Origin of the sequence: Methanoregula sp. (assembly GCF_002835825.1) — an archaeon.
GTDB lineage: Archaea > Halobacteriota > Methanomicrobia > Methanomicrobiales > Methanospirillaceae > Methanoregula.
In genome coordinates this window covers 1-1,123 of sequence record NZ_PIZH01000688.1, presented here as the reverse complement: position 1 = coordinate 1,123, position 1,123 = coordinate 1, and the positions used below count along the sequence as shown (strand labels likewise).

Sequence of the window (1,123 nt, the reverse complement as noted above, 5' to 3'; positions counted from 1 at the left end):
CTTCTATGGATTGTTTCATCCCGGCTACGCCTTCCCCGGAACCGAAATAGGTGGTACGGAGGATGTCAACCAGTTTCTTTTCTACTTCAACCTGCTTCCTGAGCAGGGCATATTCGCAGATCAGGTCTTTTTCGTACCCTGCGCGGGTTGCGGACCGGATATCATGTTCGATCGCTTTTCTCCGGTCCAGGACGTACCCGATCGCATCGTACAGTTCCTGCGGCTGGACCGGCTTGAGAATATAATCCTCGATACAGATCCCGTAGGTTTTCGCTTCCCGGGGCGTCAGATTTTTTGCCGTGAGCATCAGGACCGGGATATTTTTAAACGCCGGGTTCTTCTTGATCCTCTCAAGCGTCTCCCACCCGTCAAGGGGAGACATCATGATATCGAGGAGAATTGCATCCGGAAGAGTCCGTCCTTTTTTCAGGGCTTCGAGACACCCCTCCCCGCTGAACGCTTTCATTGGCAGATACCCCTTCTCTGAGAGAAGGATGGCGAAGAGGTCAACAATCTGCGGTTCGTCATCTACGATGAGGATCCTGGTCGGGGCAGGTCTTCTCAGAAGAACAAGGTATCCCGCACCCGCAGAACATACCAGGGCGATACCCCCGACAAGTGCGATTTCTGCCGGTACGAAGGGTTCCGGCTGCCGGGGGAGGGCGGTATCCGGATCTTCCGGGTGAGCTGCCCGGAATGCCGCAACCGGACCCGCGAGATCGACCGTTGCCAGATTTGTTCCGGTTACCGAGTCAGCAAGGGTAACCGATGCAAGATCCCTGCTGAACGGGACGATGACACCGAACTCCACGTCCGCGTTCTCTTCGGTATATCCGCCAAGGCCGGTACCTCCCCCGGTTCCGACATCGGACTCACGGGTATCGCCAATCTGGATACGGGGGTCCCGGAGGGAGAACCTGCCGATTTGCCGTCCCTCGCCGTCGAGGAGAATACCGGCTATCGTTCCGGTCTGGATATTGAGGTTGGGCGGGGTGCCGTACCGGATTTCCGATGAGAGTTCTTTCACTGCCCCGTTTTCGTACGCAAAACCGATGACCACGATCTTTTCAGGACCCGGAGTATCCGCTGCAATGACGGAAGGTACGAGGAGGATGAACAGGAG

The 1,123-nt window shown here is 56.4% G+C and carries 1 protein-coding gene; it reads right to left on the bottom strand.

The features are described 5' to 3' along the window. A partial coding sequence (locus CW742_RS14450) for a response regulator (protein WP_292421579.1) occupies positions 1-1,123 on the bottom strand: 1,123 nt, incomplete at both ends.